Source organism: Mycobacterium sp. NGS51, assembly GCF_059812525.1.
Map to the genome: position 1 here is coordinate 87,500 of NZ_JCALCV010000012.1, position 26,407 is coordinate 113,906.

The window sequence follows — 26,407 nt, forward strand, 5'->3', positions numbered from 1 at the left end:
TTCCCGCCGCGGTGTCACCATGACGCTGCATGCACCTCGCTAGGTGAGGCGTCTGCACGGATATAGGCCACTGACCTCGAACGTCGAAAGACGCCCAGGGTCAGGACAGCTCTTCCCGGCTTAAGGGTTGAGCCCAAGTGGCTTCCGGCCCAACCGGATACGCCGTGTGGTGCCAAAGCTCTGACGAGAGGGGTGCCCTCCGGCGCACGACGTCGTCGGAGGGCTCACTCACTCTTGTGCGGCTGTGGTGGCACTGCTGTGCGTTGGCGGTGAGGAGGTGGGCGAAAGTCAGTCCTTTTGATAGTCCTTGTCACAACCAGCAGAAATCGATGACCGTTTCGCTCCGATCCGGTCACGGCACCGTATTCGCCGGCTGACTCTGCTTGCGCCAGGCCATCTCTCCGCCTTCGGAGCACATCGGCGTTGACGCAGACCGCCACCAGCACAGCGACCGAAGCCCGTAACCGGGTCGGACTTATCCGTAAGGAGAAGTCCAAATGTCTTTCGTGACGACACAGCCGGAAATGCTGTCTGCAGCGGCCGGCAATTTGCAGGGGATCGGTGCGGGGCTCGCCGAGCAGAACGCGGCTGCAGCCGGACCGACGACGGCAGTGGTGCCCGCGGCGGCCGACGAGGTATCAGCGCTGACCGCAGCGCAATTCGCGACGCACGCCCAGTTGTACCAGGCCGTCAGTTCCCAGGCAGCGGCGGTTCACGAGATGTTCGTGAACACGCTGTCCGTCAGCGCCGGCTCGTATGCCGCTACCGAGGCCGCCAACGCGGTCGCTGCGGGTTAGTGGGGCGGCACCATGGATTACGGAGCATTCCCACCAGAATTCAACTCCGCCCGCATGTATGCCGGCGGTGGTGTTGGGTCGTTGATGGCGGCGGCATCGGCCTGGGATGGCTTGGCCACCGAACTCAGTTCGGCCGCGGCTTCCTACTCGTCGGTGATTTCCGGCCTTGCCGGCAACACCTGGCTGGGCGCCGGCTCGGCGTCGATGGCGGCTGCTGCCGCGCCGTATGCGGCATGGATGAGTACCACTGCCGCGCAGGCCGAGTACACGGCCGGCCAAGCCAGGGCGGCCGCGGCCGCTTATGAAGCGGCATTTGCGATGACGGTTCCGCCGCCGGTGATCGCCGCCAACCGCAGCTTGTTGATGTCGCTGGTCGCGACCAACGTGCTGGGCCAAAACACCCCGGCCATCGCAGCGACCGAAGCACACTACGGCGAAATGTGGGCCCAGGACGCTGGAGCAATGTACGGTTATGCCGCCGCCTCGGCCGTTGCCACGAAGGTGGACCCGTTCACGCCGCCGCAGCAGAATACGAACCAGGCGGGCGTGGCCGCACAGGGCGTGGCGGTCGGTCAGTCCATTGGATCTGCGTCCGGCTCCGGCGTGCAATCGTCGCTGTCCCAAGTGGTTTCGGTTATGCCTCACGCGTTGCAGAGCCTGTCATCGCCGATGGCAACCACCGGCGCCAGCCCGGGGGTACCGGGTGTGTCGGGGGGGCTAGGACCCGGAGATTTCCTGAACGCCGGGACGAACCTGATGAGCAGCTCGTTTAGCCCGATGGGCCTGGCCGGCATCACCCAGGCCGGCGCAGACATCGCCGTGATGCACGCTGCCGCATCCGGCGGGCTCGGCATCGACGGTATGAGCGAGCTCGGACCGGGGATCATGCCGTTGGTGCCGGGTTCGGGGGTAGCCGCAATCACGCCAGTAGGCGGGACTGGCGCAGTGGCCGCCGGTCTGGGCCGGGCGACTTTCGTCGGGTCGTTATCGGTCCCGCAGAGCTGGGCCGCTACCCCGGCGACGACCCCCTCGGCGACGGCGTCATTGGTCTCCAACTGGACCGCCGCCCCCCAGGCTGTAGCGGGGGAGATGGCCGGGACGCCCGGCATGCCGGGGATGCCGATGATGGGGTCGTCCGGACGCGGGTTCGGTTTCGCTGCACCCCGGTACGGATTCCGTCCCATGGTGATGGCACATCCACCGGCTGCCGGATAGTGGGAGCCTGATCGAAAACACCCGTGCCCGAACGATTTTCTGCTGCGCGAGCAAGCTGATGGCGCTGCCCGGCGACATGGCCCGGGAGCGCTCACAGCTGTTCAGCAGCTCGCAAACACTTCCAGTTGGCTCACGACGAGCCTGACGAGTAACCGCCGTCGTCGACGGCACGGTGAACGCGGTGCTCAGCGCCACCACCCGGGCGAGCACCGACTCAACACCGCACCCGGTATCGGCACTGCACAGCAACTTCTGACCGAGCCACCGCCGACGTTATCGCATGCGGTTCCAGGCGAGGCAAGTTGACGTGCCTCGATTCCGGTGCCACCATGGCCTCTGCAAGCACCTCGCTAGGTGAGGCGTCTGCACGGATATAGGCCACTGACCTCGAACGTCGAAAGACGCCCAGGGTCAGGACAGCTCCTCCCGGCTTAAGGGTTGAGCCCAAGTGGCTTCCGGGACAACCGGATACGCCGTGTAGTGCCAAAGCTCTGACGAGAGGGGTGCCGCGCCCGGTATCGATTGCCGGGTCGCCTCATCCCTGTGTGCATCCGTATCGGCACCCCCGTGTGCCCTGGCCGCGAGGAGGTGAGAGCGAGATTGAGTCCCAGTGATAGTCCCTATCCGAGATCGATGACCGTTTCGTTCGAATCCGTCCCCGGCACGGTTTTCTCCATCTGATTCGGCTCGCCCCGACTGAGCTGATAGGCACGTCTTCGCGTTAGGCGTGGGTGGTTTCGGCATGCCCTGATGCCACCGTGGCGGCTGGATTCGGCCTGCTCCCCGAAGGAGAAGTCCGATGACTTTTTTGACCACACAGCCCGAGATGTTGACGGCGGCCGCCGGCAACCTGCAGGGCATTGGTTCTGCGATGTCGGCGCAGAACGCGGCCGTCGCCGGCCCGACAAGCGCGGTGTTTCCCGCCGCCGCTGACGAGGTCTCGGCGCTGACCGCGGCGCAGTTCGCTGCGCACGCACAGCTGTATCAGGTCGTCAGCGCACAGGCTGCGGCGATTCACGAAATGTTTGTGTCCACCATGCGCGCCAGCGCCGGGTCGTACGCGGTCACTGAAGCCGCCAACGCGATCGCGGCCGGTTAAGGAGGGGTGTAGCAATGGATTTCGGAGCATTCCCACCAGAATTCAACTCCGCGCGCATGTATGCCGGAGCTGGCTCGGCCCCGCTGCTTGCCGCGGCATCCGCGTGGCAGGGACTGGCCGCCGAATTGCGTTCGACGGCCGCCGCCTATGAGTCGGTGATCGCCGGGCTGACGAGCGAAGGGTGGATGGGCCCGGCGTCCGCATCGATGGCGGCCGCCGCCGCGCCGTACGCGACGTGGATGAGCACGACTGCCGCGCAAGCGGAACAGACCGCCGCGCAAGCCAAGGCAGCGGCTGGCGCCTACGAAGCGGCATTCGCGATGACGGTGCCGCCGCCAGTGGTCGCGGCCAACCGGACGCAGCTGGCTTCGCTGGTTGCGACCAACGTTTTGGGGCAGAACACCCCGGCGATCGCGGCCACCGAGGCCCACTACGGCGAAATGTGGGCTCAGGACGCGACCGCGATGTACGGGTATGCCGGATCGTCGGCAGCAGCCTCGAAGGTCACCCCCTTCCATGCGCCGCGCCGCAACACCAACCCTGCGGGCTTGGTCGCGCAGCAGGCAGCGGGTGCTCAAGCCGCCGGCGCCAGCACGCAGTCCCAGCTGTCCCAGCTGGTGACCGCGATGCCGACGACTCTGCAGGGGCTGGCATCACCGATGGCAGGCACCGGATCGGGTTCCGGGCTCGGGGGCCTTCTCGGCGGGACCGGTATCCAACCCGGGGATATCACGAACGGACTCACCAACTTGATGAGTAGTTCTTTCAGCCCGATGGGCATAGCTGGTATCACCCAGATCGGGGCGGATGCCGCCGTGATCCGCGGTGCGGCCATCGCCGCCGCCGACCCGCTGGCTCTGGGTGGGCTGGACGGACTCCCAGCCGTGGCACCGGGTGCCGGGATATCCGCGATCGGACCGGCCGGCTTCGGCAGCGGCGCCGTTTCGGCGGGGATCGGTCAGGCGAAGATGGTCGGCTCCTTGTCGGTGCCGCAGGGCTGGACCGCCGCTACCCCGGTGGCCAACTCAGCCCTTGCGCGGTTCCCGGCCAGCGGCTGGACCGGCGCCGTTCCGGCGGCCGAGCCGGGCGGCATGCCTGGCATGCCTGGCATGCCGATGGCGGGTGCAGGCGCACGCGGCTACGGCTTTGCCGCACCCCGATACGGCTTCAAGCCGACGGTGATGGCTCGACCGGTGATCGCCGGTTGACACAGCGGCGAACGAATTCACATCGCCAGATACACACATAAAGGAGACATTGAGATGCCTACGCGCTTTATGACTGACCCGCACGCGATGCGGGATATGGCGGGCCGTTTCGACGTGCACGCCCAGACCGTTGAGGACGAGGCCCGCAAGATGTGGGCCTCGTCCCAAAACATCGCCGGCGCCGGCTGGACTGGGACCGCCCAGCTGACCTCGCACGACACCATGGGCCAGATGAACACCGCGTTTCGCAACATCGTCAACATGCTCCATGGCGTGCGCGACGGGCTGATCCGCGACGCCAACAACTACGAGCAGCAAGAGCAGAGCTCACAGCAAATCCTCAGCAGCTAAACAGCCACATGCCAGCGACGGCTGCGTACGCTTTTCCTCACGTTAGGAGACGTAGATGACTATTAACTACCAATTCGGGGACGTGGATGCCCACGGCGCGTTGATCCGCGCCCAGGCCGCCTCCCTAGAAGCCGAACACCAGGCCATCATCCGCGATGTGCTTACCGCCGGCGATTTTTGGGGCGGTGCGGGCTCAGTGGCCTGCCAGGAATTCATCACGCAGTTGGGCCGCAACTTCCAGGTGATCTACGAACAGGCCAACACCCACGGCCAAAAAGTCCAAACCGCCGGCAACAACATGGCCTCCACCGACTCCGCCGTCGGCTCCAGCTGGGCCTGACACCGGCTCATGGCACGTCCCGATCGTCGCGTCGTATCCGGGACGCCTGCGACGAAAATGTCCACTGCTGCACCACAGGGTGTGCGGCAGATGGCATGCCCTGCCGATGAATTCGAATTCCGCTTCGGCGGCGGCTATCCGCGTCCGGTGACGTCAGCGCTGACTGCCTCAGCCGAAATACCTTGGCGTACTTTAGAACTCGGCGTACTCCGCCGAAATAGCTACGTCGACGGGTATCTTCAACGGCGCATGCATCGGCAATGGCGCACCAGAGGCTCATAGCCGTTCCGGGGCGGATTCCGGGGAAGTTGACCGGCCATGCTTTTCCTACAGCAGACATTTACACAACGGTTTCGGCGTGCCATCGTCACACACCCGGCGCCTGCCAATAGGGTTTATTGTTCGGTCACTTTGCCGCAACTTCAACCGAACAATGATCGCTGATCATCGGCGATAAGCAGCGCGACGGCCCGGGCTACGAAAAGCCAGCCGCAGCAATCGACTCGGCACATACTTCAACGACAGGACCGCCAACGTTTCACCAGAGACACGCAACCACCGGCCGGGATTGCGCCAGCTAAGGCCGAAAGGTAGTAGACATGTACTTCGGAGCGTTACCGCCGGAAATCATCTCCGGCCGCATGTACCTCGGCCCCGGGGCGGGGCCGATGATCGCCGCCGCGGCCGCCTGGGACGGGCTGGCCACCGAGTTGGGCACCACGGCCTCCTCCTATCAGTCGGTGATCGAAGGTCTCACCGGCGGAGCGTGGCAAGGCCCGACGTCGCTGGCGATGGCGGCGGCCGCCGCGCCATATGTGGCGTGGATGAGTGCCAGTGCGGCGCAGGCCGAGCAGACCGCCAGTCAGGCCAAAGCGGCGGCCGCCGCATATGAGACCGCGTTCGCGGCCACCGTGCCGCCGCCGGTGATTGCCGCCAACCGCAGTCTGCTGATGACGCTGATCGCCACCAACCTGCTGGGGCAGAACACCGCGGCGATTGCAGCCACTGAATTCCACTATTCCGAAATGTGGGCGCAGGACGCGGCGATGATGTACGGCTATGCCGCTGCTTCGGCAAGCGCCACCGAGTTGACACCGTTCACCCCACCGCCGGACACCACCAGGGCAGACGGGTTGACCGCACAGGGTGCAACGGTCGCCCAGGCGGTCGGCAGGTCGGCGGGCGCAAACACCCAGACCAGCCTGTCGCAGCTGGTCTCCGCGGTACCCAAAACACTGCAGAGCTTCGCCGCACCGTTGGCACCGGCGGCGGATCCCCCCACGTCGTTCTTGGATTTCATCACCGGCCCGACGTCCCCCATTTCGTATTTCCCAATCGCCGGCGTGCCCTACCTCTTGGCGTTTCAGAGCACCCTGCTGCCGATGAATGGCCAGTCGCTTGCCACTGCGCTCGCCAAGTCAGCGGCCGCAGGCAGCGGCAGCCTATTGGCCGGCGAGCTCGGTTCGGGGACGCATGCACTCGGGGCCACTGGCGTCGGGTCGGCGGTATCGGCCGGGATGGGCAACGCCAGCATGGTCGGCAAGCTGTCGGTGCCGCAAAGCTGGGCCGCCGCCGCGCCGGCGATCAGACCGGCGGCCTTTGTACTGCCGGGCAGCGGCCTCGGAGCCGCCCCGGCCGTCATGGCCGAGGGTTCGGAAGGTCTCTTCAGCCAGATGGCGTTGTCGAGTCTGGCCGGCCGTGCCGTCGCCGGTACCGGTGGCAGCGTTGCCCGCTCGGTAGGGGGCACCGCTGCGGCCTCCATGGGCGGAGCTGATGTCGCCACGACGGCAACCATCATCGTGTTACCGGCGGACGAATGACGATGCTCGTCACAAAGCAAGGGGACTAGCAATGGATTTCGGGGCATTCCCACCGGAGATCAATTCCGCTCGCATCTACGCCGGCCCGGGTTCGGGATCGATGGTCACCGCAGCAGCGGCCTGGGACGGGCTGGCCGCAGAGCTGCGTTCATCGGCGGCCGCATACAGCGCCACGGTCTCCGGGCTGACGGCAGAATCATGGCAAGGCCCGTCCTCGGCCGCAATGATGACCGCGGCAGCGCCTTATGCGGCGTGGATGAACAGCACGGCGGCCCAAGCCGAGCAGACCGCCATCCAGGCCCGGATGGCCGCGGTCGCCTACGAGACCGCGTTCGCCGCAATGGTGCCTCCGCCCGTGATCGCGGCCAACCGTAGCCAACTCGCGTCGCTGGTAGCGACAAACATTTTCGGCCAGAACACAGTGGCGATCGCGGCCACCGAAGCTCAGTACGGCGAAATGTGGGCCCAGGACGCCGCGGCGATGTACAGCTACGCCGGTCAGTCGGCGGCCGCCTCGAGAGTGACCCCGTTTGCCGCGGCGCCGGAGGTCGCGAAATCCGGCGGCGCGCTGACCCAACTCGCTGGGACCGCTCAATCGACCGGCGCCAGCACGCACACCACGCTGTCGCAGCTGATGTCCACGACACCGCAAGCCCTGCAAGCCCTGCAAGCACCGCTGGCCGATCCGCCCACGCTGTCCCAAATCAGCGCGTACATCGAAGCAATTCCGAAGCTGATCCTGCCGGCTAACGACGTGTTGATCACCGTGATATTCGGGCTCGCCGCAGCGGTGCGGGCGATCACCTCGGCATCCGCCAGCGCCGGAACCGGAGCGCTGGCAGCGGGACTCGGAACGGCAACACATGTCGCCGGTGTCGCGGGTGTCGCCGGCTCAGCAGCGTCGGCCGTCTCGGCGGGGATGGGCAACGCGGGCATGGTCGGAGCACTGACCGTGCCCCCCAGCTGGGCCGCGGCCACCCCGACAATCCGCCTGGCGGCCAGCGTTTTGCAGGGCACCGGTGTGGGCGCCGCCCCAACGGTGATCGCGGAGGGCCCGGCCGGTTTGTTCGGCTCGCTGGCCCTGGCCGGGATGGCCGGCAGCGCGCTGGGCAGCGCCGCTCCCGCCAGAGTTCTGGGCGGACCCGCCGCCAAGGTCGGCCGGCCCACTGCCGGCAACGACGCCCAGACGCCGGACAAGCTCAAGCGCGTGCTCGCGGAGATGTCGCAGAAACCGGAATCGGTGCAGCACTGGCACACTGACCACGCTCAGCTCGAGAGCTTGCTCGCGCAATTGTCGAAAAAGCCGGGCGTCCACGCGGTGCACGTGTCCGGCAAGGGCAAACCCGCCAAACCACAGTCGCTGTAATCGTCATCGCCCCGGCGCGCGGTCGGCGTCAACGTCGTCCACACTGAGAACGACACGTTGGGACGACAGGGGAGTGTGATGCAGACGCTGAGCACCGCCGACTTCGCGCTGCGGTTGGCCGTAGGCCTGGGCTGCGGCGCGCTCATCGGACTCGAGCGGCAGTGGCAGGCGCGGATGGCTGGGCTGCGCACCAACGCGCTGGTGGCCACCGGCGCCACCCTGTTCGTGCTCTACGCGGTCGCCACCAACGACACCAGCCCCACCAGGGTCGCGTCCTATGTGGTATCAGGGGTGGGCTTTCTCGGCGGAGGCGTCATCCTGCGCGAGGGGTTCAACGTGCGCGGGCTCAACACCGCTGCCACCCTATGGTGTTCGGCCGCAGTCGGCGTACTGGCCGCGGCCGGGCACCTGCTGTTCGCGCTGATCGCCACCGGCACCGTCGTGGCCACTCACCTGCTGGGACGCCCGTTGGGGCACCTCATCGACCGTGACAATGTCGTCGAACAGGACGAGGATGAGCAGCCGTACCAATTGCAGCTGATCTGTCGCCCTAAGTCCGAGAAATACGCCCGCGCCCAGATCGTGCAGCGCACCAGCAGCAACGACTTCACACTGCGCGGCATCCACACCGGACGTGCCGCCGACGACGACATCATGCTGACCGCCTATCTGTACAGCGACGGCCACGCCCCGGCCCGGCTCGAGCGGCTCGTCGCCGAACTGTCACTGCAGCCGGGTGTGCACGCGGTGCACTGGTATGCCGGCGACCAGGCCAACCCGATGCCGCCCGCGCCGCAGCCCGATTAGCCGCCAACTTCAGGCCGGCCCTGCAAATCTGGTGCGGCAGCAGCCAGCAATGCCGCGCGGCCACCGCGTGTGGGCGGATAGATCCGCTGGGTATTGATGGTCCGCTTCGTCGACTTGGCCTCACTGCCACAGGCCACTACCTGGCGGTCCCAACCTTCGGTGTACACGGCACCGGCCGCTCCGAGGTCGAGAACTGTGACATACCAAGGGATTCGAAGGGGCAGCATCGGTTCGCCGAGCAGATCGCTGACGACGTTGTAACCGGCGTAGCGGCCCATTGGTCGACCGTGCTGGCATGACATCACCGACAGGTGGTCGTCGTCCATCATGGCGGCGGCGACATCACCGGCCGCGAACAGCGCCGGCACTCCGATCACCTGAAGATAGTCGTCGACCCGCACCCGCCCGAGCCGATCACCGGCCACAGGCAGCTGCGCAGTCAACGGGCTGGCCCGCATGCCGGCGCACCAGACCACTGTCGCCGCGTCGATCTGCTCTCCCGAGGAGAAGGACACGCCCCACCGGGTTACTTCGGCGACTCCCGTCCCCAACCTGGTCTCAATACCGTTTTCGGACAAAGCCTGTTCGATCACCGGGCGCGCCGACGGGCCCATATCGGACCCCACCCACGGGTTCCGGTCGACGAGTAGCACTCGCGGCGCGATTGCGTCGGTCACTGCGGCCAGCCGGCCGGGCAGCTCACAGGCGGTTTCGATGCCGGTCAGCCCGCCGCCGACCACGACGGCGGTGGCCGCTGCGGGCGTCGACGGACCGCTCGCCAGCCTGCGTAGATGTTGCGCCAACGCCATGGCGCCGTCGTAGGTGTCGACGTCAAACCCGAAGTCTCGCAAGCCGGGGATACCGGGCTTGACGACCTGACTGCCCGAGGCCAACACCAGACCGTCGTAGCGGTGTGCTGTTCCCGTCGAGGTGGTGACGGCCCGTGCATCGGTGTCGATCGCGGTCACTTCGGCCGCGAGATGGGTGATGCCGGCGGGGTCGAGCACGTCGGCGAGCGGGATACGGCACGCACTCAGGTCCGCCTCGTAGTTACGGACCCGGATATCGTGGAAGGGCTTGCGGCTCAACACTGTAATGCCGACAGCTCCGTCGGGCACGCCTAGTTCATCGAGGCGGCGAGCCGCGCCCAGCGCGGCCCACAAGCCCGCGAAACCCGAACCAATGACGAGGATGTCGCTCAAGGGCTCAGCACCTGCTGGATCTGGGTGAGCGTCTCACCGCCGTGCCGACCGGGCAGCAGCATCCACACGTGCATCCCGCCCGGTCGTTCGTACCAGCCGATGTCGAGTCCGTGCGCCGTCGCGCGCTCATGGAAGGCGCGGGCGTCCGGGTTGAGCACATCGTGGGTTCCGGTGAACACCGTCAGCCGCGGGAGTCCGGTCAGCGGGCCGACACTCGGGCTGACCAACGGGGTGTCCAGCGGATCGCCGCCCGCATAGCGGATTCCCGCGGCGCGCAGATCGTCCAGATTCAGCAATGGATCGATCTTGGCGACGGCGGTCACGCCGGGGTCGGGCAGCGCGACGTGCATCCAGGGCGAGAGCAGCACCGCGTCGCTCGGCTGCGCCAGCCCCGCGTCGCGTACTGCGTGACACAGCGCGAAGGCCATCCCGCCGCCAGCCGAATCACCCATGAAGGCAATCGAATTCGGCTCACGGTCGTCGAGCAGGCGCCGGTAGGTCTGCAGCAGAAATGGAAACACCTCGCGGTAGCTGTGTTCGGGAGCGATCGGGTAGATCGGCACGGTTAGCGTGCGCCGCAAGGTGTTGGCCAGCTTGGCGATGGCCGGCCAGTGGAAATGGGGGAGCAGGTCGAGCACGTAGGCGCCCCCATGCAGATACAACAGATGACCGCTGAGCGCGTCTTGGTCGACCAGCCGCGGGCTGACCTCGTACACCGGGCGGCCGCCGAGGTCCACCCGCTCGACCCGGATCCGCTTGAGCACCCGTTTGGAAGGCTGACCGGCGTACGGCGGTCTCGGGTGAGCAGCCCACTGGTCGAGCTTCGCCGCGGGAAACAGCCGGTTGCGGACGCCGGTGGAGCGCAGCAACCGCTGAGCCAGGCCGGGGGTGAGCGTCGTACGGTCGATCGCCTTCATCAGCGACAGTCTGAACGCTGCGCGCAGGTTAGACCAGCCGCGCGGTGCCGGCGGTAAGGCATATGGTGTCTGCTGTGGATGCGATCGCGGATTTCCTGGCCATGCTGCCGGAGCAAATGCGCGACCCGGTGTTGTTCGCCATCCCGTTTTTCCTGTTGCTGTTGATCCTGGAATGGACGGCGGCGCGCAAGCTCGAACACATCGAGCGGTCCGCTCGGCCGGCATCCGGGGCCTACCTGGCCCGCGATTCGTGGGCCAGCATCTCGATGGGGCTCGTCTCGGTCGCCACCACCGCCGGCTGGAAGTTCCTGGCTCTGCTGGGCTATGCGGCGATCTATGCCTACCTGGCGCCATGGCACCTGCCCGCGACCCAGTGGTACACCTGGGTCATCGCGATCCTCGGTATTGATCTGCTGTATTACTGCTATCACCGCGTCGCCCACCGGGTCCGGCTGATCTGGGCCACCCACCAGGCCCACCACTCCAGCCAGTATTTCAATTTCGCGACCGCCCTGCGCCAGAAGTGGAACAACAGCGGCGAGATTCTGATGTGGATACCGTTGCCGCTGTTGGGAATTCCACCCTGGATGGTTTTCGTCAGCTTTTCGGTCAGCCTGATCTATCAGTTCTGGGTGCACACCGAGCGGATCCACACGATGTGGCGGCCTATCGAATTCCTCTTCAACACGCCGTCACATCACCGGGTGCACCACGGCATGGACCCCGAATACCTCGACAAGAACTACGGCGGGATCCTGATCATCTGGGACCGGTTGTTCGGCACGTTCTGCCAGGAGACGTTCCGTCCGCATTACGGGCTCACCAAACAAGTCGACACCTACAACATCTGGACGTTGCAGGCCCACGAATATTTGGCGATCGTCCGCGATCTGCGCTCCGCGACACGGGTGCGCGACCGGTTGGGCTACCTGTTCGGGCCGCCTGGGTGGGCACCGCGCACCGCGCGCCCAAGCGATGTCGGGTCGCCGGCGCTCACCTGACCGAGAGCCGGCCCTGGCCCGGCGAGAAAGGAAATGCGGTGGGAGACACGCTGACCGAGGGGCAAAAGCTCGTCAAAGGGGAGTCGCTCACTTCCCGGAATGGGGCCTACACCCTGACGTTGCACGACGACGGCAATTTGGTGCTGGCATCGGGCGGCGATGCACTGTGGTCGACGGGTACCAGCGGCCAGGACGCCGTGCGCGCCGAGGTGCAACGCGACGGCAACTTTGTCCTCTACACCGCCGACAAGCCCGTGTGGCACAGCGACACCAAGGGCAAGAAGAACGTCCGGCTGGTGCTGCAAGACGACCGCAATCTGGTGCTCTATGCCGCCGACGGCCCGGCGTGGTCGACCAAAACCGAAACCGCCGAGCAGCCGACGCCGTCGCCGGCGGATGAGCCGCCCGCACCGGAGGTGACGACCGCTCCTGAAGAACCGGTTCCCGCACCGGAACCCGAGCCGACGCCGCCGGCGCCGCAACCCGAGCCGCAGACCTACACTGTCGTGGCCGGGGACACCCTGTGGGCCATCGCGGAGCGCTTCTACGGCGACGGCAGCAAATACCAGGTCATCGCCGACGCCAGCGGTATCTCCAATCCCGACCTGATCCAACCCGGCCAGGTGCTGACGATTCCCTGATATCAGGCTGGTTGACGATACCGCCGTCAGAGTCGATTCGACTGCGCTAACGTTTGACAGCACTACGCCGATAACCTCACCAGCGGCCGGCACCAGGCGGGCCCTGACGGATCGGAGTCTATGGTGCGCCGCCAAGCCACCCGCGTGTTCACCGCGGCCGTCGCTGCCACAGCGCTGGCGGCCGGGCTGCCGTCGACGGTGGTCCACGCCGACCCCGTGCCGGTTTTTCCGGGCATGGAGATTCACCAGGGCGGTCAGCTCTGCACGTTGGGCTACGTCGACCCCGCGCTGCGGGTCGCCTTTACCGCCGGTCATTGTCGCGGCGATGGCCCGGTGACCGACAAGGACAACCGTGTCATCGGCAGCCTGGCGACGTTTCGGGACAACACCCCCAACGGCGCAACGGTCGCGACCGATCAGCCGATCACCGACTACGAATCGATTGTGTTGGCCCCCGATGTCATGGCGAACAATGTCCTGCCGAGCGGGCGCCCGCTGGAGTCGGATCCGGGATTGGCCATCAAGCCCGGTGACGCGGTGTGCCATTTCGGTGTCGTCACCGGCGAGAGTTGCGGGACGGTCGACAGCGTCAACAACGGATGGTTCACCATGGCCCAAGGTGTGGTCAGCCAGAAGGGCGACTCCGGCGGGCCGGTGTATGTGAACAATGCCGCCGGGCCGGCCCGGATCGCCGGGATCTTCAACAGCACCTGGGGCGACTTTCCCACCGCGGTGTCCTGGCGGGCCACCTCGCAGCAGGTCCTCGAGGACGTCAAGGGACACCCGGCGGCGGCAGCGCTTGCCAAGCTCGCCAGTCAGTGACGCGCCAGGGCGAAGACCGGGATCTCCGGCGCCGCGGCGCGTAACTGCTGTTCATCGGACTCGGGCGTGAGCCCGGCCATGTGCCCCTTGACCTCCCAGTACCACCTGTCCAGATAGCGCCGCAGCAGCTCCGATTTGTCGGCGTCGGCCAGCTCGGCCGCCCGGGCGCGCCGACGATGCCAGCGCGGCCCGATGTCGACTGCGCCCGCGGCGCGCACGTTACGGACCCACTGGGTGTTGCCGCGCGGCGACACCAGGTAGTCGACTCCATCGACGGTCAGCACATTGACCACCACGCTGCGGGGTTTTCCGCTTTTGCGTCCCCGGACCCGTAGGGCACGGGTGCCGGCAATGCTGACGCCCAGGTCAGCCAGTCCGCGAATAAGCCCGTTGGCGGCGCGGGCCGCCCGGTTCGGTTCGTCGTAGCGCACCGACATGACCTGTCCTCCTGACTCGGTTCACTTTGAGAGCATCGCTCTCTTAGCTGACTTTGCCGTAGCGGGCCCGAAAAAGCAAGAGCGGTGATCTCTGTTGTGTCAGACTTGCCCGAATGGGCAAAAGGCGCGAAGCGCGCGAACGTACCGAGGCGCGAATCCTCGAACTGGGCCGCCGACACCTGGTGGATTACGGCGCGGCCGGTTTGTCGCTGCGCGCCATCGCACGCGACCTGGGCATGGTGTCCTCGGCGGTGTACCGATATGTGTCCAGTCGCGACGAGCTACTGACGCGGCTGCTCGTCGATGCCTATTCCACGTTGGCCGATGCCGTCGACCGCGCGCGCGTCGCCGACCCCGAGGTGTGGAGCGACGATGTGCTGGCGATCGCGCACGCCGCCCGCCGATGGGCGATCGCCCACCCGGCCAGCTGGGCGCTGCTGTACGGCAGTCCGGTGCCCGGCTATCACGCCCCGGCCGAGCGAACGGTTGGTCCAGGTACTCGGGTGGTCGGCGCGTTGTTCGACGCGGTCGCCGCCGGGATAACGACCGGCGACATCGTTTTGACGAATGGCGCTGCACCGCAACCTGTATCGGCTGACTTTGACCGTCTCCGGCACGAGTTCGGTTTTCCCGGCGACGATCCCGTCGTCGCCAAATGCTTCGCGATCTGGGCCGGCCTGGTGGGCGCGATCAGCCTTGAAGTGTTCGGACAGTACGGCTTGGACACGCTCACCGATCCCGAGGCGGTGTTCGACTCCCAGGTCCGGCTGCTCGCCGGTCTGCTGAAACAGCAGAATTAGAACGCGTTCACACGCGGTTGCCCAGCCATGGCAGGGCGGGCGGTGGCAACATCTTTCTTGCGAGCAGCGACGCTGGGCTATTCTGCGAAGCGATGAGCCTTCCCGTGCAATCGCCGGTCCAGATCGCTTGGGTGACCCACGACCTGGACGCCACCGAATCAGCTCTCACCGGCCTATTAGGCGTCAAAAAGTGGTTCCGGATGCCCGAGGTGCATTTCGCCCCGGACACCTGCAGTTACCACGGCGAGCCCGCCGATTTCGTCGCCAGCATCTCGTTGAGCTACCTCGGCGACATGCAGCTGGAGTTGATCGCGCCGGTCCGCGGACCGAATATCTATAGTGACTTTTTGCGGGAGTGCGGGCCGGGCCTGCACCACATCTGCGTCGAGGCCGACAGCACTGAAAGCTTTACCGCGATGATCGCCGAAGCCGACGCGCACGGGGCGTCCGTCGTTCAACAGGGCACGATGCCGGGCGGCATGCGGTTCGCGTACCTGTCCGCGCCGCAGTCCGGAGTGCCGTTCGTGGAGATCGCGTACATCAGTGACGAGATCCGGCAGTTCTTCGACTACATGAAACAGGAGCAGCTGTGAGCACGCAGATACCGGCAACGGTCAGCCTGGATGACGTCTCGTCCTGGTCGGATGACGTCGACGTCGTGGTGGTGGGTTTCGGCATCGCCGGCGGCTGTGCGGCAGTCAGCGCGGCGGCCGCCGGTGCCCGGGTGCTGGTGCTGGAGCGCGCCGCAGCGGCGGGCGGCACCACCGCAATGGCCGGCGGACACTTCTACCTCGGCGGCGGAACCGCGGTTCAGCAAGCAACCGGACACCCCGACTCGGCCGACGAGATGTTCAAGTATCTGGTCTCGGTGTCACGTCAGCCCGACCACGCCAAGATCCGCTGCTACTGCGATGGCAGCGTCGAGCACTTCAACTGGCTGGAGGACCTGGGTTTTCAGTTCGAGCGCAGTTATTACCCGGAAAAGGCGGTCATTCAGCCCAACACCGAAGGTTTGATGTACACCGGCAACGAAAAGGTATGGCCGTTCAAGGATCAGGCCGTACCCGCGCCGCGCGGACACAAGGTGCCAGTGCCCGGCGACACCGAAGGTGCCAAGCTGGTGATCGACCTGTTGCTCAAGCGGGCTGAAAATCTCGGTGTGCAAATCCGTTACGAAACCGGTGCCACGGCGTTGGTGGTGGGCGAATCGGGTGCGGTGTCCGGGGTGCTGTGGAAGCAGTTCGCCGAAACCGGTGCCATCCGGGCCAAGTCGGTGATCCTGGCCGCCGGTGGCTTCGTGATGAATCCGGAGATGGTGGCCACCTACACGCCCAAGCTGGCCGAGAAGCCGTTCGTGCTGGGCAACACCTACGACGACGGGCTGGGTATCCGGTTGGGGGTCTCGGCCGGTGGTGCCACTCAGCACATGGACCAGATTTTTATCACCGCTCCGGCCTATCCGCCGTCGATCCTGCTTACCGGACTCATCGTCAACAAGCTCGGCAAGCGGTTCGTCGCCGAAGACTCCTACCATTCGCGCACATCGGGTTTTGTCATGGACCAACCCGACAGCGCTGCGTTTTTGATCGTCGACGAGGCGCACCTACGGCATCCCCAGGTGCCCCTGGTCCCGTTGATCGACGGCTGGGAGACGGTATCGGAAATGGAAGCGGCGCTGGGTATTCCGTCGGGCAATCTGGTCGCGACGCTGGATCGCTACAACGAGTTCGCCGCCCGCGGCGAAGATCCCGACTTTCACAAGCAGCCGGAATTCCTTGCGCCGCAAGATAACGGGCCGTGGGGCGCGTTCGACCTGTCGCTGGGCAAAGCCATGTATGCCGGTTTCACCATCGGCGGGCTGGCGACCTCAGCCGACGGCCAGGTGCTGCGGGAAGACGGCACAGTCGTGGCCGGCTTGTATGCGGCGGGAGCCTGCGCGTCCAATATCGCCCAGGACGGCAAAGGCTATGCCAGCGGCACCCAGTTAGGCGAGGGGTCGTTCTTCGGCCGCCGCGCCGGAGCGCACGCGGCGAGCTAAATTTTTTGGGGCGAGCGTGCGTGTCCCAGGTCGACACGCCGCGTCCAAACCCGTTTTTGCGCACGCTCGCGGGTAAGACTGCGCTACACGCGCGCCGGCTCTTCGTCGACCGGGCCCAGCCGCCACTGGCCTTCGCCGAGCAGTTGCAGGCGCTGATCGTGATGCGGCTCCACCGTGCTGCGGTGGCTGACGCTGACGACGATGGTGTCCGGTAATTCTTGGCGCAACAACTGATACATCGCCAGCTCGAGCCCCTCGTCCATCGCCGAGGTGGCCTCGTCGAGAAACACTGCCTTGGGCTTGGTCAGCAGAACGCGGGCGAATGCAACCCGCTGCTGCTCGCCGGGTGAGAGCACCTTGGCCCAGTCCTGGTCCTCGTCGAGGCGATCAACTAGGTGCGGCAGCACCACTTTGACCAACACGTCGCGCAGCGCGTCATCCGGGATCTCGTTTGTCGAGGCGGGGTAGGACACCACCGCCCGCAGATCGCCCAGTGGCACATACGGCAGCTGGGACAGAAACATCGTGTCGTTCGCGCCATCCGGCCGTCGCAAAGTCCCGGATGCGTAGGGCCACAACTCCGCAAGACTGCGCAGCAGAGTTGTCTTCCCGCTGCCCGACGGACCGGTGATCACCAACGCGTCACCCACCGACAGGTGCACGTCGAGGGAATCGATGAGCTGGCTGCCGTCCGGCGTTCGCACCTCGATGCCCTCGATGTCGACCGAATCATCGACACTCGGCGTGGTGAGAATCTCGGGCAACTCACGTGCTTTCTCGTCGGCGTCGACCAGGCCGTGCAACCGAATGATCGCCGCCCGGTAGCTGGCGAACTGGTCATAGGCGTTGCGGAAGAAAGACAGCCCGTCGTGAATGCTGCCGAACGCTGTTGCGGTCTGGATGACGTCGCCGAACTTGATCTGTCCGGCGAACAGCCGGGGCGCCTGGAGCACCCAGGGCAATGGAACGATGGCCTGGCTCACCGACAAATTCCACCCCGTGAAGCCGATCGTCCGGTTCACGAATCGCAGGTAGTTGTCGATGATCAGGCGGAACCGGTGGGACAGCTGCCCGCGTTCGGCCCGCTCGCCGCGATAGAAGCCGACGGCTTCGGCGGCATCGCGCACGCGCACCAGCGCGTAGCGGAAGGCGGCGTTGGTGAGCTCGTTGCGGAAACTGAGCCAGATCAGCGGCCGGCCGACCCAGAACGCAATGACGCTAACCACCAACACGTAGAGGATGACGATCCAGAACATGGCCCTGGGCATGCTCACACCGAACACGGTCAGCGTGCCGGACAGGTTCCACAGAATGGCCGTAAAGGAAACGACCGACAGCATCGACTGAACCCCGCCGAACAGCAGCGTGCTGCCGGTGCTGTTGGACGGCACGTTAGGCGTCGCTCCCACCCCGGCCGTGAATACGTCGATGTCCTGCTGGATGCGCTGGTCGGGATTGTCGATCGTGGCATCAATGAATCGGCCGCGGTAGTAAGACCGCCCGTTCAGCCAGTCACCGGAGAGCCGGTCGGTGAGCCAGATCCGCCACGCGACCATGAAGCGCTGGGTTAGATAGATGTCGAGCATCACCCGCATCACGTGTAGCACCGCCATGATGCTGAAAATCAGGATCGACATCCAAAAGCCATGCACTCCAGACTGTTTCACGTCATCGTCGTGGGTGGCCATGCCTTGCACGGCGGTTTGTATGGACGAGTTCAGATCATTGGCCTGGTAACTGAACAACACATTGAGCCGCACGGCAATCACCACCGAGAGCAGCAGGATGCCCAGCATCAGCCACACTGGGATGCTGTGGCGGCCGGTGAAATAACCGCCGGTAATCCGCCAGAATTGGTGGCCCCACGGCGTGACAAACCGCAGCGCCACAAGCACGACGACCACGCACGCCGCGCTGATCACCCACGCCAGCCCCACCCACGACAACGAATCGACCAGGGCACGCCCCCAGTCGATGGACGGCTTGAACAGCTCCACGGTGTGTGCCTGCCTCTTGGATCCCTGCCCAGCGTCCATCGAACGCCGGCCTGACGAAACTTTCCCGGCGAAGCTACCGCAGCCGCGGCTAGACCTGTTGGCGACGACCCGCTGCACTCGGCTCCGCCGAGCTTGCGATCGCCGCTAGGCCTGTTGGCGACGACCCGCTGCACTCGGCTCCGCCGAGCTTGCGATCGCCGCTAGGCTCGCCGGGTGAGCATCGACGCTGCCACCACCCTGCATGCCGGCCGACTCGTCGCGCGCCGGCTGAAAGCCAGCGGGATCGACACGGTCTTCACCTTGTCAGGTGGCCACCTGTTCTCCATCTACGACGGCTGCCGCAGCGAGGACATCCGGCTGATCGACACCCGCCACGAGCAGACCGCGACCTTTGCCGCCGAAGGCTGGTCGAAGGTGACCCGGCAGCCCGGGGTCGCCGCGCTGACCGCAGGTCCCGGCGTGACCAACGGAATGAGCGCAATGGCCGCCGCGCAACAAAACGCATCCCCGCTGTTGGTCCTTGGCGGTCGGGCACCAGCGCTGCGGTGGGGCATGGGATCGCTGCAGGAAATCGATCATGTCCCGTTCGTCGCGCCGTTGGCCCGGTACGCGGCCACTGCACAGTCGGCCGACACGGTATGCGGGCTCATCGACGACGCGCTGCGGGCTACGGTCGCGGCGCCGTCGGGAGTCGCGTTCCTCGATTTCCCAATGGATCACGTGTTTTCCGAAGCTGCGGACGACACCCGGCCGGGCGCGCTGACTGACCTGCCGGCCTCAGCGCCGCCGGACGGCGACGCTCTCGAGCGGGCCGTCGGCCTGCTGGCCGAAGCGCAGCGCCCGGTCATCATGGCCGGCACCAACGTGTGGTGGGGTCACGCCGAAGAAGCGTTGCTGCAGCTGGTGGAGCAGCGGCGGATCCCGGTGCTGATGAACGGAATGGCCCGCGGCACCGTACCGGCCGACCATGACCTGGCGTTCTCGCGAGCGCGCTCAAAAGCCTTGGGGGAGGCCGATGTTGCCCTGGTCGTCGGTGTGCCAATGGATTTCCGGTTGGGCTTCGGCGCGGTGTTCGGCGAGAAGACGCAGCTGATCGTGGCGGACCGGGCCGCACCGGACCGCGAGCATCCCCGACCCGTCGCGGCCGCGCTGTACGGCGACCTGACGGCGACGTTGTCGGCGCTGAGCGAGGGTGCACCGAGCGACGACGACTGGATCACCGATTTGCGTGTGGCCGAGACGGCGGCACGCGGCCGCGAGCAGGCCGACTTGGCCGACGACCGAGCCCCGCTGCACCCGATGCGGGTATACGCCGAACTGGCGCCGCTGCTGGACCGCGATGCGATTGTTGTCGTCGACGCCGGTGACTTCGGTTCCTACGCGGGCCGGGTGATCGACAGCCATGTTCCGGGCGCCTGGCTCGACAGCGGCCCGTTCGGCTGCCTCGGCTCGGGTCCGGGTTATGCACTGGCGGCCAAGCTGGCCCGGCCCGACCGCCAGGTCGTGCTGCTGCAGGGCGATGGCGCGTTCGGGTTTTCCGGCATGGAGTGGGACACCCTGGTCCGGCACGGCGTGCAGGTGGTGTCAGTCGTCGGCAACAACGGGATCTGGGCTCTGGAGAAGCATCCGATGGAAGCGCTGTACGGCTATTCGGTGGTGGCCGAGTTGCGCCCGGAAACCCGCTACGACGAGGTCGTGCGTGCGCTGGGCGGCCACGGTGAGCTGGTGTCGGCGCCGGGCGAGCTGCAGCCCGCACTGGAGCGGGCGTTCGCCTGTGGGCTACCTGCCGTCGTCAACGTGCTCACCGACCCCGACGTCGCCTACCCCCGCCGATCGAACCTCGCCTGATCGACTGGCTGCTGCGCGAGCGTGCGTAGAAACGGAATTCGTCCGTATTTGAACTGGGACACGCACGCTCGCGCCGCAGGGGAGCGGTCCGCGTACCGTTGATCTGTGCCCAAGACGACCAGCGCCCAGCCGAGCCGCCTGAGCAGCCGATTCTGGCGGCTGCTGGGCGCCAGCACGGAAAAGAACCAGAGCCGATCGCTTGCCGAGGTCACCGCCTCCTCGGAGTACGACAAGAAGGCCGCTGATCTCAAGGACGAGCAGCTGCGCAAGGCCGCTGGCCTGCTCAAGCTTGACGACCTCGCCGCCTCCGCCGACATCCCGCAGTTTCTGGCGATCGCCCGGGAAGCCGCCGAACGGTCCACCGGGCTGCGGCCGTTCGACGTGCAGTTGCTGGGCGCGCTGCGCATGCTGGCCGGTGACGTGATCGAAATGGCCACCGGTGAGGGCAAAACGCTGGCCGGGGCGATCGCCGCAGCCGGATATGCGCTGGCCGGGCGGCACGTTCACGTCGTCACGATCAACGACTACCTGGCTCGCCGCGACGCCGAATGGATGAGTCCGCTGCTCGAGGCGCTGGGCCTGACCGTCGGCTGGGTCACCGCCGAATCGACGGCCGAACAACGCCGGGCGGCCTATACCTGCAACATCACCTACGCGTCGGTCAACGAGATCGGCTTCGACGTGCTGCGCGACCAGCTGGTCACCGACGTCGACGACCTGGTGTCGCCGAACCCCGACGTTGCGCTGATCGACGAGGCTGACTCGGTGCTGGTCGACGAGGCGCTGGTGCCGCTGGTGCTGGCCGGGACCACCCACCGGGAAACTCCGCGGGTGGAGATCATCCAACTGGTTGGCGAGCTGCGGGCGGGCAAGGATTTTGACACCGACTCCGACAGCCGCAACGTGCATTTGACCGATGCCGGGGCGCGCAAAGTCGAAAAGGCGCTCGGCGGTATCGACCTGTACTCCGAGGAACACGTCGGCACCACACTCACCGAGGTCAACGTCGCACTGCACGCGCACGTGCTGCTGCACCGCGACGTGCACTACATCGTCCGCGACAACGCGGTACACCTGATCAACGCCTCCCGGGGGCGCATCGCGCAGCTGCAGCGCTGGCCGGATGGCCTGCAGGCGGCGGTGGAAGCCAAGGAGGGCATCGAGACCACCGAAACCGGCGAGGTGCTCGACACCATCACGGTGCAGGCGCTGATCAACCGGTATCCGACGGTGTGCGGCATGACCGGCACCGCGCTGGCCGCCGGTGAGCAGCTGCGCCAGTTCTACAAGCTCGGGGTCTCGCCGATTCCGCCGAACACCCCGAACATCCGCGAAGATGAGGCTGATCGGGTCTACATCACCGCGGCGGCCAAGAACGACGCGGTCATCGCGCACATCACCGAGGTGCACGAGACCGGGCAGCCGGTGCTGGTCGGCACCCGCGATGTGGCCGAATCCGAGGAGCTGCACGAGCGGTTGCTGCGTCGCGGTGTGCCCGCGGTGGTGCTCAACGCGAAAAACGACGCGGAGGAAGCCCGGGTGATCGCCGAGGCCGGCAAGCTGGGCACGGTCACGGTGTCCACCCAGATGGCCGGGCGCGGCACCGACATCCGGTTGGGCGGCTCCGACGAGTCCGACCACGAAAAGGTCGTCGAGCTGGGCGGGCTGCACGTGATCGGCACCGGTCGGCACAACACCCAACGCCTGGACAATCAGCTGCGTGGTCGCGCCGGACGCCAGGGCGACCCGGGGTCGTCGGTGTTCTTCTCCAGCTGGGAGGACGATGTCGTCGCCGCCAACCTCGAGTCCAACAAGCTGCCGATGGATACCGACGACGACGGGCGCATCACCAGCTCCAAGGCGGCCGGCTTGCTCGACCACGCCCAACGGGTTGCCGAGGGCCGGATGCTGGATGTGCACGCCAATACCTGGCGCTACAACCAGTTGATCGCCCAGCAGCGCGCCATCATCGTCGAGCGCCGAAACACGTTGCTGTCCACCGCAACTGCGCGCGAGGAGCTGGCCGAGCTGACGCCCAAGCGCTACCAGGAGTTGTCCGAGACGCTCTCCGAGGAACGCTTGGAGAAGATCTGCCGGCTGATCATGCTCTATCACCTGGACCGCGGCTGGGCCGACCATCTGGCGTATCTGGCCGACATCCGCGAGAGCATCCACTTGCGGGCGCTGGGCCGGCAAAATCCGCTCGACGAATTTCACCGGATGGCCGTCGACGCGTTCGCGTCGCTGGCGGCCGATGCGATCGAAGCCGCCCAGCAGACCTTGGAGACCTCGCCGTCGATTGACGCGGAGCCCGGAATCGACCTGTCGAAGTTGGCGCGGCCCACCTCGACCTGGACCTACATGGTCCACGACAACCCGTTGGCCGACGAGACACTGTCCGCACTCAGCCTGCCCGGGATATTCCGCTGAGTCGGATGGCGGCGACCCGCGGCGTCCGGCTTCGCCGCCCTTGCGATCGCCGCTGAGCTAAGGTCAGCGCTCATGACCCCCGGGCCGGCGCATGACCGGGTGCTGACGGTGCCCAACGCACTGAGCGCGATCCGGCTGGCACTGCTGCCGGTCTTTGTCTATCTGCTGCTGGCTACTCATGCCGACGCCTGGGCGGTGGCCATCCTGATGTTCACCGGCGGGTCTGACTGGGCCGACGGCAAAATCGCCCGGCTGCTGGACCAGTCCTCCAAATTGGGGGAGCTGCTGGATCCGGCGGTCGATCGGCTCTACATGGTGACGGTTCCGATCGCGTTCGGGCTGCGTGGACTGGTGCCGTGGTGGATCATCGCCGCGCTATTGGCACGCGACGTACTGCTGGCCCTGGAACTGCCGTTGCTGCGCAGCCGGGGCTTTACCGCGCTCCCGGTGCTTTACGTCGGCAAGGCCGCGACATTTGCGCTGATGTCTGCCTTTCCGCTGATCCTGTTGGGCCAGTGGGACGCGCAGTGGAGCCGGATCGTGCTGGCCTGCGGGTGGGCCTTCTTGATCTGGGGCTTGTACATGTACCTGTGGTCGTTCGTGTTGTATGCGGCCCAGATTGTGGTGGTGATGCGCCGAGTGCCCCGGGTGGAGTCTCGAGGTGCCAGTGGCTGACCAGACGCTCGGCGGCTACGACCCCAATGCCGGCCGCAATGTCCACGAGGCGGGCCGACCGCGACTCATTCCGGTGCCGTCGCTGCTGCGTGCCCTGCTCTCGGAGCATCTGGACCCTGGTTATGCCGCGGCGGCCGCCGCGCGTGAACGCTCCGGCGGCCGGGCCCGCGCCGCCGACTGGCTGTGGCAAGCGTTGGCGGCGTTGCTGGTGGCGCTGGTGTTCGCCGCCGCGGTCGCCCAAGCCCGATCGGTCGCGCCCGGCGTCACGGCCGCCCAGCAGGTGCTGTTGCGCAACGTGCGTACCGAAGAAGCATCCACCAACGGGCTGGCCACGCGCCGCAATGCGCTGGCGGCACAAGTCGACGATGTTCAGCACCGCGCACTCGTCGACGACGCCGAAGGCCGGCGGCTGCTGGCCAGCCTCGACGCGCTCAGCCTGGCCGCCGCCACCACCGCGGTCACCGGCCCCGGCCTGAGCGTGACGGTGACCGACCCCGGCGTCGGCCCGAATCTCTCCGACGTGTCCAAGCAGCGGGTGGCTGGCAGCCGACAGATCATCCTCGACCGCGACTTACAGCTCGTGGTCAACTCGTTGTGGGCAAGCGGCGCCGAGGCGATTGCGGTCGGCGGTGTCCGGGTCGGGCCTAACGTGACCATCCGCCAGGCCGGCGGCGCGATCTTGGTTGACAACAATCCGATCGCCAGCCCGTACCCGATCCTCGCGGTCGGGCCGCCGCGCGCGATGCAGGATGTCTTCAGCCGCAGCCCCGGACTGCACCGCCTACGGTTGCTCGAGACCGCCTACCGCGTCGGCGTCGACGTGAGTTCTCGTGACGAGCTGAAGCTGCCCGCCGGGGCGGTCCGAGATGTCAAGTTCGCCAAACAGATTGGGTCTTAGTGGCAGAATTTCGCGTTACGAACGAGTCAGGGACCGAAGAGGGACTGCGATGATCGGCATCGCGGCGTTGATCGTCGGCATCGCGCTGGGTTTGGTATTTCATCCCAGCGTCCCCGACGTGATCCAGCCGTATCTGCCGATCGCCGTCGTCGCCGCGCTGGACGCCGTGTTCGGCGGGCTGCGCGCCTATCTGGAGCGAATCTTCGATCCGAAGGTGTTCGTGGTGTCGTTCGTGTTCAACGTCTTGGTGGCCGCGCTGATCGTCTACGTCGGCGACCAATTGGGCGTCGGGACACAGCTATCCACGGCGATCATCGTGGTGTTGGGCATCCGTATCTTCGGTAACGCCGCCGCGCTGCGACGCCGCTTGTTCGGAGCCTGACCGGTAAAGGACCGAGATGAGCGACCAACCAGCACCCCACGACAGCGACGCCGAATCCGGCGACGCGGCCCAGCACGGCCGACACGAACTGCCTCCGGATCGTCCCCGGCCCGAGATCGGCAACCTGCAGCCGCGCGGCCTGACGGGGATGCTGCGGCGCGGCCGTACGGTGTTCGGCGCGTTGGCAGTGTTGCTGTGCCTGCTGCTCGGTGTCGCCATCGTCACCCAGGTGCGCCAGAACGAATCCGGCGACGCGCTGGACACCGCCCGACCGGCCGATCTGCTCGTGCTCCTCGACTCGCTGCGGCAACGCGAAGCCACGCTGAACACCGAGGTGGCCGAACTCCAGCGCACCCTGAGCGCACTGCAAGCCTCGGGCAGCAGCGACCAGGCCGCCATCGAAAACGCGCAGGCCAGACTGGCCGCGTTGTCGATCCTGATCGGCACCGTCGGCGCCACCGGCCCCGGGGTGACAGTGACGATCGACGACCCCGGTCCGGGCGTCGCTCCGGAAGCGATGCTCGACGTGATCAACGAATTGCGCGCCGCCGGCGCTGAAGCCATCGAGATCCGCAACGCTGCGCAGGCTGTGCGGGTAGGCGTCGACACTTGGGTGATCGGCGCCCCGGGTGCGCTGACCGTCGACGGAAAAACTCTAACGCCGCCGTATTCCATTCTGGCCATTGGCGATCCGCCGACACTGGCCGCGGCGATGAATATCCCGGGCGGCGCCGTCGACAGCGTCAAGCGGGTCGGCGGCACCATGTCGGTGCAGCAGGCCGACCACCTGGACGTCACCGCCTTGCGGCAACCAAAACCGCGCCAATACGCTCAGCCTGTCAAGTGAGCACCCGAGGAAGAACAGGACAACCGTGAGCGAAATCCCGCCCGACCTGCACTACACCGCCGAGCACGAGTGGATTCGCCGCACCGGCGATAACACCGTGCGGGTGGGAATCACCGACTTCGCGCAGTCGGCCCTTGGCGACGTGGTGTTCGTGCAGTTGCCCGACGTCGATACGGATGTGGCCGCCGGCGAATCGTTCGGCGAGGTGGAATCGACTAAGTCGGTGTCGGATCTCTACGCGCCTGTTTCAGCGAAAGTCGTTGCGGTCAACGGCGATCTGGAGTCCAGTCCGCAACTGGTGAACTCCGACCCGTACGGCGCCGGCTGGCTGTTGGACCTCCAGCTCGACGGCACGGCCCTCGAGCAGGGTTTCGCCGAACTGCTGGACGCCGAGGCCTACCGCGGCTCATTGACCGAATGAGGCCTTGTTATCGTCCGACTCAGCCGCCGATCCGGCGGTGGTGGGCAC

General features: G+C 66.4%; 26 protein-coding genes and 2 riboswitches. Of the genes, 22 read left to right on the plus strand and 4 right to left on the minus strand.

The features are described from left to right. The first annotated feature begins 28 nt into the window (after positions 1 to 28). Positions 29 to 199, plus strand: a riboswitch (M-box (ykoK) riboswitch). Between the two features lie 298 nt (positions 200 to 497). The 9 genes from AC5Y5W_RS15910 (at position 498) to AC5Y5W_RS15950 (ending at position 9,003) form a co-directional block, all read left to right on the plus strand. Then, positions 498 to 797: a PE family protein gene (locus tag AC5Y5W_RS15910; RefSeq protein WP_500011120.1), complete on the plus strand. Its 300-nt coding sequence runs from the start codon at positions 498 to 500 to the stop codon at positions 795 to 797. 12 nt (positions 798 to 809) lie between these two features. Then, positions 810 to 2,012 carry a PPE family protein gene (locus AC5Y5W_RS15915; RefSeq protein WP_500011121.1) on the plus strand — a complete coding sequence of 401 codons (1,203 nt, stop codon included), beginning with the start codon at positions 810 to 812 and terminating at the stop codon, positions 2,010 to 2,012. A 339-nt stretch (positions 2,013 to 2,351) separates the two neighbouring features. Then, positions 2,352 to 2,522: riboswitch (M-box (ykoK) riboswitch) on the plus strand. A gap of 289 nt (positions 2,523 to 2,811) precedes the next feature. Beyond that, a complete protein-coding gene (locus tag AC5Y5W_RS15920) occupies positions 2,812 to 3,111 on the plus strand; it encodes a PE family protein (RefSeq protein WP_499883871.1) in 300 nt (99 codons plus the stop codon). Positions 3,112 to 3,125: 14 nt separating this feature from the next. Continuing rightward, positions 3,126 to 4,319 (plus strand): PPE family protein, encoded by a 1,194-nt coding sequence (locus tag AC5Y5W_RS15925; protein WP_500011123.1) that lies wholly within the window; start codon positions 3,126 to 3,128, stop codon positions 4,317 to 4,319. A 54-nt stretch (positions 4,320 to 4,373) separates the two neighbouring features. Next, positions 4,374 to 4,670 carry a WXG100 family type VII secretion target gene (locus tag AC5Y5W_RS15930; protein WP_500011125.1) on the plus strand — a complete coding sequence of 99 codons (297 nt, stop codon included), beginning with the start codon at positions 4,374 to 4,376 and terminating at the stop codon, positions 4,668 to 4,670. Between the two features lie 55 nt (positions 4,671 to 4,725). Continuing rightward, the gene (locus AC5Y5W_RS15935) at positions 4,726 to 5,010 is read left to right on the plus strand and encodes a WXG100 family type VII secretion target (protein ID WP_500011126.1); all 285 of its coding nucleotides are present in this window, start codon (positions 4,726 to 4,728) and stop codon (positions 5,008 to 5,010) included. Between the two features lie 599 nt (positions 5,011 to 5,609). After that, positions 5,610 to 6,830 carry a PPE family protein gene (locus tag AC5Y5W_RS15940; protein ID WP_500011127.1) on the plus strand — a complete coding sequence of 407 codons (1,221 nt, stop codon included), beginning with the start codon at positions 5,610 to 5,612 and terminating at the stop codon, positions 6,828 to 6,830. A gap of 31 nt (positions 6,831 to 6,861) precedes the next feature. Next, positions 6,862 to 8,196 (plus strand): PPE family protein, encoded by a 1,335-nt coding sequence (locus AC5Y5W_RS15945; protein ID WP_500011129.1) that lies wholly within the window; start codon positions 6,862 to 6,864, stop codon positions 8,194 to 8,196. Positions 8,197 to 8,274: 78 nt separating this feature from the next. Then, a complete protein-coding gene (locus AC5Y5W_RS15950) occupies positions 8,275 to 9,003 on the plus strand; it encodes an MgtC/SapB family protein (RefSeq protein WP_500011130.1) in 729 nt (242 codons plus the stop codon). Here the strand turns inward: AC5Y5W_RS15950 and AC5Y5W_RS15955 are convergent. Further along, a complete protein-coding gene (locus tag AC5Y5W_RS15955; protein WP_500011132.1) occupies positions 9,000 to 10,205 on the minus strand; it encodes an NAD(P)/FAD-dependent oxidoreductase in 1,206 nt (401 codons plus the stop codon). The genes AC5Y5W_RS15950 and AC5Y5W_RS15955 overlap by 4 nt on opposite strands. Beyond that, positions 10,202 to 11,122 carry an alpha/beta hydrolase fold domain-containing protein gene (locus AC5Y5W_RS15960; protein ID WP_500011133.1) on the minus strand — a complete coding sequence of 307 codons (921 nt, stop codon included), beginning with the start codon at positions 11,120 to 11,122 and terminating at the stop codon, positions 10,202 to 10,204. Before AC5Y5W_RS15960 ends, AC5Y5W_RS15955 begins: the two co-directional genes overlap by 4 nt. A 74-nt stretch (positions 11,123 to 11,196) precedes the next feature. Between AC5Y5W_RS15960 and AC5Y5W_RS15965 the strand changes: the two genes are divergently transcribed. The 3 genes from AC5Y5W_RS15965 (at position 11,197) to AC5Y5W_RS15975 (ending at position 13,586) form a co-directional block, all read left to right on the plus strand. Continuing rightward, complete coding sequence (locus tag AC5Y5W_RS15965) at positions 11,197 to 12,123, plus strand: sterol desaturase family protein (RefSeq protein WP_500011134.1); 927 nt, start codon at positions 11,197 to 11,199, stop codon at positions 12,121 to 12,123. Positions 12,124 to 12,161: 38 nt separating this feature from the next. Further along, on the plus strand, positions 12,162 to 12,764 hold the full coding sequence (locus tag AC5Y5W_RS15970) for a LysM peptidoglycan-binding domain-containing protein (RefSeq protein ID WP_500011135.1): 603 nt from the start codon (positions 12,162 to 12,164) through the stop codon (positions 12,762 to 12,764). Between the two features lie 120 nt (positions 12,765 to 12,884). After that, positions 12,885 to 13,586: an Rv1815 family serine proteinase gene (locus AC5Y5W_RS15975; RefSeq protein WP_500011136.1), complete on the plus strand. Its 702-nt coding sequence runs from the start codon at positions 12,885 to 12,887 to the stop codon at positions 13,584 to 13,586. Here AC5Y5W_RS15975 and AC5Y5W_RS15980 read toward each other — a convergent pair. Beyond that, positions 13,580 to 14,023 (minus strand): nitroreductase family deazaflavin-dependent oxidoreductase, encoded by a 444-nt coding sequence (locus tag AC5Y5W_RS15980; protein WP_500011138.1) that lies wholly within the window; start codon positions 14,021 to 14,023, stop codon positions 13,580 to 13,582. The two genes, AC5Y5W_RS15975 and AC5Y5W_RS15980, sit on opposite strands and share 7 nt — an antisense overlap. Positions 14,024 to 14,136: 113 nt before the next feature. Between AC5Y5W_RS15980 and AC5Y5W_RS15985 the strand changes: the two genes are divergently transcribed. The 3 genes from AC5Y5W_RS15985 to AC5Y5W_RS15995 all read left to right on the plus strand — a co-directional run bounded on the left by AC5Y5W_RS15985 (position 14,137) and on the right by AC5Y5W_RS15995 (position 16,861). Further along, on the plus strand, positions 14,137 to 14,823 hold the full coding sequence (locus AC5Y5W_RS15985; protein WP_500011139.1) for a TetR/AcrR family transcriptional regulator: 687 nt from the start codon (positions 14,137 to 14,139) through the stop codon (positions 14,821 to 14,823). Positions 14,824 to 14,915: 92 nt separating this feature from the next. Next, positions 14,916 to 15,416, plus strand: coding sequence for a VOC family protein (locus AC5Y5W_RS15990; protein WP_500011140.1), 501 nt, complete (start codon positions 14,916 to 14,918; stop codon positions 15,414 to 15,416). Next, positions 15,413 to 16,861 (plus strand): FAD-binding protein, encoded by a 1,449-nt coding sequence (locus tag AC5Y5W_RS15995; RefSeq protein WP_500011142.1) that lies wholly within the window; start codon positions 15,413 to 15,415, stop codon positions 16,859 to 16,861. The genes AC5Y5W_RS15990 and AC5Y5W_RS15995 overlap by 4 nt, the downstream gene beginning before the upstream one ends. 83 nt (positions 16,862 to 16,944) lie before the next feature. Here AC5Y5W_RS15995 and AC5Y5W_RS16000 read toward each other — a convergent pair whose 3' ends face one another. After that, positions 16,945 to 18,897 (minus strand): ABC transporter ATP-binding protein/permease, encoded by a 1,953-nt coding sequence (locus AC5Y5W_RS16000; RefSeq protein WP_500011143.1) that lies wholly within the window; start codon positions 18,895 to 18,897, stop codon positions 16,945 to 16,947. Positions 18,898 to 19,071: 174 nt separating this feature from the next. Between AC5Y5W_RS16000 and AC5Y5W_RS16005 the strand changes: the two genes are divergently transcribed. From AC5Y5W_RS16005 to gcvH, 7 genes are all read left to right on the plus strand, one after another. Beyond that, positions 19,072 to 20,706, plus strand: coding sequence for an acetolactate synthase (locus tag AC5Y5W_RS16005; protein WP_500011144.1), 1,635 nt, complete (start codon positions 19,072 to 19,074; stop codon positions 20,704 to 20,706). A gap of 105 nt (positions 20,707 to 20,811) precedes the next feature. After that, positions 20,812 to 23,136, plus strand: coding sequence for an accessory Sec system translocase SecA2 (secA2, locus tag AC5Y5W_RS16010; protein WP_500011146.1), 2,325 nt, complete (start codon positions 20,812 to 20,814; stop codon positions 23,134 to 23,136). A gap of 72 nt (positions 23,137 to 23,208) precedes the next feature. Next, complete coding sequence (locus tag AC5Y5W_RS16015; protein WP_500011147.1) at positions 23,209 to 23,811, plus strand: CDP-alcohol phosphatidyltransferase family protein; 603 nt, start codon at positions 23,209 to 23,211, stop codon at positions 23,809 to 23,811. Next, the gene (locus tag AC5Y5W_RS16020; RefSeq protein WP_500011148.1) at positions 23,798 to 24,709 is read left to right on the plus strand and encodes a DUF881 domain-containing protein; all 912 of its coding nucleotides are present in this window, start codon (positions 23,798 to 23,800) and stop codon (positions 24,707 to 24,709) included. Before AC5Y5W_RS16015 ends, AC5Y5W_RS16020 begins: the two co-directional genes overlap by 14 nt. 49 nt (positions 24,710 to 24,758) lie before the next feature. After that, positions 24,759 to 25,091 carry a small basic family protein gene (locus AC5Y5W_RS16025; protein ID WP_065012866.1) on the plus strand — a complete coding sequence of 111 codons (333 nt, stop codon included), beginning with the start codon at positions 24,759 to 24,761 and terminating at the stop codon, positions 25,089 to 25,091. A 16-nt stretch (positions 25,092 to 25,107) separates the two neighbouring features. After that, positions 25,108 to 25,938: a DUF881 domain-containing protein gene (locus tag AC5Y5W_RS16030; protein ID WP_500011150.1), complete on the plus strand. Its 831-nt coding sequence runs from the start codon at positions 25,108 to 25,110 to the stop codon at positions 25,936 to 25,938. Positions 25,939 to 25,963: 25 nt separating this feature from the next. Next, positions 25,964 to 26,359 carry a glycine cleavage system protein GcvH gene (gcvH, locus tag AC5Y5W_RS16035; protein ID WP_500011152.1) on the plus strand — a complete coding sequence of 132 codons (396 nt, stop codon included), beginning with the start codon at positions 25,964 to 25,966 and terminating at the stop codon, positions 26,357 to 26,359. The last annotated feature ends 48 nt before the right edge of the window (positions 26,360 to 26,407 follow it).

Coding starts and splice junctions, on each gene's coding strand:
- AC5Y5W_RS15910 (WP_500011120.1), top strand. CDS start 498: ATGTCTTTCGTGACGACACAGCCGGAAATGCTGTCTGCAGCGGCCGGC.
- AC5Y5W_RS15915 (WP_500011121.1), top strand. CDS start 810: ATGGATTACGGAGCATTCCCACCAGAATTCAACTCCGCCCGCATGTAT.
- AC5Y5W_RS15920 (WP_499883871.1), top strand. CDS start 2,812: ATGACTTTTTTGACCACACAGCCCGAGATGTTGACGGCGGCCGCCGGC.
- AC5Y5W_RS15925 (WP_500011123.1), top strand. CDS start 3,126: ATGGATTTCGGAGCATTCCCACCAGAATTCAACTCCGCGCGCATGTAT.
- AC5Y5W_RS15930 (WP_500011125.1), top strand. CDS start 4,374: ATGCCTACGCGCTTTATGACTGACCCGCACGCGATGCGGGATATGGCG.
- AC5Y5W_RS15935 (WP_500011126.1), top strand. CDS start 4,726: ATGACTATTAACTACCAATTCGGGGACGTGGATGCCCACGGCGCGTTG.
- AC5Y5W_RS15940 (WP_500011127.1), top strand. CDS start 5,610: ATGTACTTCGGAGCGTTACCGCCGGAAATCATCTCCGGCCGCATGTAC.
- AC5Y5W_RS15945 (WP_500011129.1), top strand. CDS start 6,862: ATGGATTTCGGGGCATTCCCACCGGAGATCAATTCCGCTCGCATCTAC.
- AC5Y5W_RS15950 (WP_500011130.1), top strand. CDS start 8,275: ATGCAGACGCTGAGCACCGCCGACTTCGCGCTGCGGTTGGCCGTAGGC.
- AC5Y5W_RS15960 (WP_500011133.1), bottom strand. CDS start 11,122: ATGAAGGCGATCGACCGTACGACGCTCACCCCCGGCCTGGCTCAGCGG.
- AC5Y5W_RS15975 (WP_500011136.1), top strand. CDS start 12,885: ATGGTGCGCCGCCAAGCCACCCGCGTGTTCACCGCGGCCGTCGCTGCC.
- AC5Y5W_RS15980 (WP_500011138.1), bottom strand. CDS start 14,023: ATGTCGGTGCGCTACGACGAACCGAACCGGGCGGCCCGCGCCGCCAAC.
- AC5Y5W_RS15985 (WP_500011139.1), top strand. CDS start 14,137: ATGGGCAAAAGGCGCGAAGCGCGCGAACGTACCGAGGCGCGAATCCTC.
- AC5Y5W_RS15990 (WP_500011140.1), top strand. CDS start 14,916: ATGAGCCTTCCCGTGCAATCGCCGGTCCAGATCGCTTGGGTGACCCAC.
- AC5Y5W_RS16000 (WP_500011143.1), bottom strand. CDS start 18,897: ATGGACGCTGGGCAGGGATCCAAGAGGCAGGCACACACCGTGGAGCTG.
- AC5Y5W_RS16015 (WP_500011147.1), top strand. CDS start 23,209: ATGACCCCCGGGCCGGCGCATGACCGGGTGCTGACGGTGCCCAACGCA.
- AC5Y5W_RS16025 (WP_065012866.1), top strand. CDS start 24,759: ATGATCGGCATCGCGGCGTTGATCGTCGGCATCGCGCTGGGTTTGGTA.
- AC5Y5W_RS16030 (WP_500011150.1), top strand. CDS start 25,108: ATGAGCGACCAACCAGCACCCCACGACAGCGACGCCGAATCCGGCGAC.